This window comes from Synechocystis sp. LEGE 06083, from assembly GCF_015207725.1.
In the GTDB taxonomy this organism is placed as follows: Bacteria; Cyanobacteriota; Cyanobacteriia; order Cyanobacteriales; family Microcystaceae; genus Synechocystis; species Synechocystis salina.
The window spans coordinates 1-5,466 of sequence record NZ_JADEWJ010000264.1 but is presented as its reverse complement, the minus strand read 5'-3'; the positions used below and the strand labels follow the sequence as shown (position 1 = coordinate 5,466).

The following is a 5,466-nucleotide window of genomic DNA, read 5'->3' as shown; positions in this document are numbered from 1 at the left end:
GAGTTAATCTCGCCACAACTTTGGCCAGGGAGGCTTTCCGTGCCTAATCTTAAAGTCTGGCGATCGGCCATCATCCAAGCATTTCGTCATTTCTAACTATGCCCCGTCCCTTCGACCGATCCAAAAAACGTCTAGCAGTACCCCTTTGGTATGAGCGCACACTAGCTCTAATTTTATTGGCTAATTACGGTTTAGTTCTGTTTGATTTGACCTATATTCCGTTGCGGGATTTTTGGTTACAGGGGACAGTACAGCTTTCAGTTAAAGTCGGTCCTTTCCATCGGGTATTTCCCAAACAGCCCGTGCGAATTTTTCCCTTCAATATCACCCCCTATTACGATTGGGTAAAAGGCATTGAACCTTACCGTTCCACCACCGCCTATTTAGAACTAGTAGATGAGTTAAATAGCAAATTAGATGAACAGGCTTTGGATGGAGCTGGCAACGTCCAACAGGCGCAAGAAATTGATAATATCCTGGCCGAATTACGTCAAGACAGCGCCCAGATGATTATAGAAAATCCCTTCCAAATTGCCAATAAAACTGGCACCTTTGAGCGGATTAAAAATCGTATGCGGCTCCATGTTTTTGGTTCCACCGATGCCTCCGCCACCGAATCCTTTGAAACTTTTTGGTCTAAGGAATATCTGTTAAAAAATGGACTAACCAGCCAGTTACTCTTTTTTGATCGGGAAATTAGACCCCTGATCGCCACCAACTATTTCCGTGAAATTGGCGAAAATGGCCAGCCAGTGGACAATTTTGGCTTAATTGATTTTCCCTTTTTCCTGATTTTCCTAGTGGATTTCCTAGGGCGCACCCGTTTAATCAGCCTGCGTTACCGGGGAATCAGTTGGGTTGATGCCATGCTGTGGCGTTGGTATGACCTCTTCTTGTTTTTGCCATTCTTCCGTTGGTTGCGAATTATCCCCCTCACCGTCAGGCTCGATAAGGCCAAATTGATGGATTTGAATAAGGTCAAGGGGCAAGCTACCCAGGGTTTCGTTGCCATCATTGCCGAAGATATGACAGAGGTAATTGTGGTGCGACTAGTGGAACAAATGCAGCAATTGGTGCGGGAAGGAGCGCTGCGAAAAATTTTAGACCGGGCGAAAACCACCCAATATATCGATCTTAATAACCGCAATGAATTGGTGGAAATTATTAGGATTGTTTCCCAGGTTTTATTGCAAAAAGTATTGCCAGAAGTTGAACCGGAAGTGCAGGATTTTATGCTATACAATATGCAATCTTCCTTAGGACAGATCCAGGGTTATACCCAGTTACAAAGTTTGCCTGGGGTAAAAAATATGCAACGGGAAATGATGGCCAATATGATCGCAATATTTTACCAACGTATACTGACCATTCTCCAAAGCTTTTTGGAACAGGATAAGGAATTTGAGCGACTGCTGGAAAATTTACTCACTAAGCTGACCACGGAACTTAATTTGGAGCTTAATCAACAACATCATCTAGAAGATATTGAAGAGTTATTAATTGATTTCCTGGAAGAATTTAAAATTAATTATCTACAAAAACTTTCCGAAGCGGACATTGAACGAATTTTGGGTAATACAGCTATTTAACTGTCTGGGTGCAGACTAGGGAAGGAGCTAACTCTGTCAAATTACGTTAAGGTCTTACGGCCCTTGCCGGTTTGTTTTTTTAACCACCAATTATTTGCCCCTCTGAATATGACCAATTTCTCCTTGCTCACCGCCTTGGACCTAGCCCAACTAGTCCGTACTCGCCAGGTTTCTCCTTTAGAAATCACCCAGTATTATCTCGATCGCCTGGGGAAATATGATCAGACAGTGGGTAGTTTTGCCCACGTGGCCCACGGGTTGGCGATCGCCGATGCTAAGCAAAAGACCGAATATTTAGGGGGCATAGCTAATTCTGAGCCCTTGCCACCATTTTTTGGTGTCCCCATTGCAGTTAAGGATTTAAACTGCGTTGCTGGTATGCCGGTGAGCTACGGGGTGGCGGCCCTGAAGGAAAATTTAGCCACCTATGATGATGGTGTGGTAGCAAAAATGAAGGCGGCGGGATTCACCATTGTGGGTAAAACCGTCACTTCCCAACTGGGATCATTTCCCTACACCGAACCCCCAGGGTTTTTGCCGGCGCGCAATCCGTGGCATTTGGACCACAACGCCGGGGGCTCCAGTGGCGGTAGTGCGGCAGCGGTGGCGGCGGGATTAGTGCCCATTGCCCAGGGCTCTGATGGGGGCGGCTCCGTCAGAACTCCAGCGGCCTGTTGCGGCTTAGTGGGCTTTAAACCCAGTCGTGGCAGGGTATCCCAGGCTCCGGTGGGGGATTACCAGAGTGGCATTGCCTGCCATGGTCCCCTCAGTCGCACAGTGTTGGAGGCGGCGGCCCTGTTGGATGTAATGGAAGGTTACATCACTGGAGATCCCTACTGGTTACCCTCCCCTGATCGCCCTTTTGGGGAGACCACTGGGGAAGCCCCCGGTAAGTTGCGCATAGCCTATGCCCTTTCCCTACCTCCTTTTACTAGTACTGCCGCCATTCAAGGGGCCGTGGCCAAGGCGATCGGCGCCGCTGGGGACTTGGGACACCAATTGGAGGAAACCTGTTTTGACGTCACCAGATTAATTGAACCGTTCGCTCAAATTTGGAAAGCTGGGGTGGGGGCCTCTGGCATTCCTTTGCCCCTATTGGAGACAGTCAATCAATGGTTAGGGGAAACCAGCGGCACAGCGGGGGACTATCTGCGGGGAGTAAGGGATATGCAGGTGATTTCCCGTCACATTGTCGGCTTTATGGAAAAGTATGACGCTCTGATTTTGCCTGTTTTTAACCACCAGCCTCCCAAAGTAGGGGAATGGGCCCATTTGTCGCCCCCAGACGTGGTGCAAAAAATTATTGAATGGATTGCCCCCTGCCCCCCCGCCAATGCGGCCGGCCTACCGGCGATCGCCATTCCGGTGGGATTTGACGACCAGGGTTTACCGCTGAGTGTGCAAATTATTGGTAGGCCCGCTGCTGATGCCCTAGTCCTAGCGTTGGCTTATCAATTGGAGCAACAATTACAGTTCAATGGAACTAGGCAACTACCGCCCCAGTTCCCTGCATAAAGCAGTCTGAAGACTAGTGTCGATAATTTAATTCCCCCAGAATTGGGGGTTGGGAGGCTTGCAAAAGTTTTCTAAAGCAGTCCCACAAAATGTAAGGGGCCCTGACCACTGATCAACTCCACCAACAGGGCAATGAACCCCAACATGGCTAGGCGACCATTCCACACCTCCGCCGCCGTCGTCAACCCCCATTCCCATCTTTCCTGGGGATACATTTTCATGTTCTTTTTGGGATGGGGCACCGTTTCAAAGGTACAGGGAGGATCGTTGAGGGAATCCATCACCATCTCGGCCAGGGCATCGATGAAAAGTGGATGGGTATTGAGGGCGGGCACCCGTTGAAAATTATCAATGCCTGCTTCTTCGGCGATTTCTCGATACTCGATGTCAATTTCTTGCAGGGTTTCAATGTGTTCTGACACAAAGCTAATGGGCACCACCAAGAGGTCATCAATGCCCTCCGCCCCTAGTGCTTGCAATGCTTCTTCTGTGTAGGGCTTGAGCCATTCCACCGGTCCCACCCGACTTTGGTAGGCCAACGTGTATTGATTCGGGCGATCAAGGGTCCGCATAATCAAACGGGTACAGGCTTCAATTTCGGCCTGGTAGGGGTCTCCCGCTTCATCCACATAGCTTTGGGGGACACCATGGGCACTGAAGAAAATATGGGCTTGGTCTGGATTGGGAAATTTCTTTAACTCTTCCGCAATCAAATCCGCCATGGCCTGGAGATAGCCTGGATGGTCGTACCAAGAGGGAATCAAGCTATAGTCCAACTGCCGCAAACTAGGATCATTGCGCCACATTTCCTCCAACACCCGGAAACTGGAACCGCTGGTGCTAATGGAAAAGTGGGGATACAGGGGCAAAATTACCAACCGTTGCAGGCGATCGCCTTTAATTTTTTCCACGGCCTCTTCCGTGAAGGGGTGCCAGTAGCGCATGCCAATGTACACCTTTGCATCTTGACCAAGGCGTCCGAGACGGGTCGTGAGGGCGGCAGCTTGGGCTTCGGTAATCTGCAAGAGGGGGGAACCGCCACCTATTTCAGCGTAATTAGCCTGGGACTTTTTCGCCCGTAGGGTGGAAATCAGCCATGCCAGGGGTTTTTGCAACCAAGGAAAAGGCAGACGAATGATTTCCGGATCCGCAAACAGGTTAAAAAGGAAGGGGCGTACATCCTCTAACTTCTCCGGTCCGCCAAGATTTAGCAGTAAGACCCCAACACGACCCATAATTGTTAAGCTTAGTAGAATAATTTTCAGTTTCTTTACCAAGTGTAACAATAGATGGCGAAAAGGAAAGAATCCCACCCTACAAACGTCGTTCGAATTTCTTTCTAGGTCATGGCAACTATTTTCCGCACTTGGAGTTATCAATATCCCTGGGTTTACGCCCTGGTTTCCCGTCTGGCGACCTTGAATGTAGGGGGGGAAGGGCGCTTTCACCAATTGCCGTTGGAAAATTTAGCCATCTCCCCGGGACAGAAGGTGTTGGATTTATGTTGTGGGGGTGGCCAGGCTACTACTTATTTAGCCCAAACCGGAGCCACAGTGGTGGGGCTGGATGCTTCCCCCAAGGCCCTAGCCAGGGCAAAAATTAACGTGCCCCAAGCGACCTACGTCCAGGGTTTAGCCGAAGATTTACCCTTCGGAGATAGGGAATTCGACCTAGTCCACACCAGCGTCGCCCTGCACGAAATGACTCCAACACAACTGCAAAGCATTATCAGCGGTGTACATCGTGTGCTTAAACCAGGGGGAATTTTTACCTTGGTGGATTTACACCGTCCCAGTAATTGGCTTTTCTGGCCGCCCTTGGCAATTTTTATGGGCCTATTTGAAACGGAAACCGCCTGGCAGTTAATTAACACCGATTTAGGGGCGTTACTGGACCAAGCTGGTTTCTCCGTTATCGATCAGCGTCTTTATGCCGGGGGTAGTTTACAGGTCATCCAAGCCAGGGCCAATTAGGGAAGGTTAGAAAAATCTGCCAATGGCGATCGGTCCCTCCTTCAATGGGAAAAGAGTCTTGACTATGGTCTCTTTACTTGATGAACATTGAAAAAGATGTTTGCCTAGAGATACTCTTTTGAGAAGCTTTTCTAGCCCAGATTTAATCTAGCCAGACGAAGGAACCATTTCCTTCTATCACCTGCCCAATTTGATTGGCCACCAGACCTTGCCCCGAGAAAAAGTCTAGGGTCGCCTGGCCCTGCTCTGGAGATACCAGCACCACAAAACCCACCCCAAAATTAAAGGATTCCAACATTGCGGTTCAGTTGACCTTGCCTTTGTCCGCTAACCAGTTAAATACGGGTAAGAGTTGCCAACGTCCAGCTTTGACTTGAATTGATTGTCCC

At 49.1% G+C, this 5,466-nt stretch carries 4 protein-coding genes and 1 pseudogene; 3 read left to right on the top strand and 2 right to left on the bottom strand.

The window, feature by feature from the left end; translation table 11 throughout:
• The first annotated feature begins 98 nt into the window (after positions 1 to 98).
• Together IQ219_RS16340 and IQ219_RS16335 are read left to right on the top strand one after the other, a co-directional pair.
• Positions 99 to 1,589, top strand: coding sequence for a hypothetical protein (locus tag IQ219_RS16340; RefSeq protein ID WP_194019816.1), 1,491 nt, complete (start codon positions 99 to 101; stop codon positions 1,587 to 1,589).
• Between the two features lie 108 nt (positions 1,590 to 1,697).
• Positions 1,698 to 3,104, top strand: a complete 1,407-nt coding sequence (locus IQ219_RS16335; protein WP_228017234.1) for an amidase — start codon at positions 1,698 to 1,700, stop codon at positions 3,102 to 3,104.
• A gap of 71 nt (positions 3,105 to 3,175) precedes the next feature.
• Here IQ219_RS16335 and hemH read toward each other — a convergent pair whose 3' ends face one another.
• Positions 3,176 to 4,339 (bottom strand): ferrochelatase, encoded by a 1,164-nt coding sequence (gene hemH, locus IQ219_RS16330; RefSeq protein WP_194073304.1) that lies wholly within the window; start codon positions 4,337 to 4,339, stop codon positions 3,176 to 3,178.
• Between the two features lie 111 nt (positions 4,340 to 4,450).
• Here hemH and IQ219_RS16325 point away from each other — a divergent pair, with 111 nt between their 5' ends.
• The gene (locus IQ219_RS16325; protein ID WP_194073303.1) at positions 4,451 to 5,077 is read left to right on the top strand and encodes a class I SAM-dependent methyltransferase; all 627 of its coding nucleotides are present in this window, start codon (positions 4,451 to 4,453) and stop codon (positions 5,075 to 5,077) included.
• A gap of 142 nt (positions 5,078 to 5,219) precedes the next feature.
• Here the strand turns inward: IQ219_RS16325 and IQ219_RS16320 are convergent.
• Positions 5,220 to 5,466: pseudogene (locus IQ219_RS16320) on the bottom strand (AIR synthase-related protein); the annotation flags it as partial.

Coding starts and splice junctions, on each gene's coding strand:
- IQ219_RS16325 (WP_194073303.1), top strand. CDS start 4,451: ATGGCAACTATTTTCCGCACTTGGAGTTATCAATATCCCTGGGTTTAC.
- IQ219_RS16335 (WP_228017234.1), top strand. CDS start 1,698: ATGACCAATTTCTCCTTGCTCACCGCCTTGGACCTAGCCCAACTAGTC.
- hemH (WP_194073304.1), bottom strand. CDS start 4,339: ATGGGTCGTGTTGGGGTCTTACTGCTAAATCTTGGCGGACCGGAGAAG.
- IQ219_RS16340 (WP_194019816.1), top strand. CDS start 99: ATGCCCCGTCCCTTCGACCGATCCAAAAAACGTCTAGCAGTACCCCTT.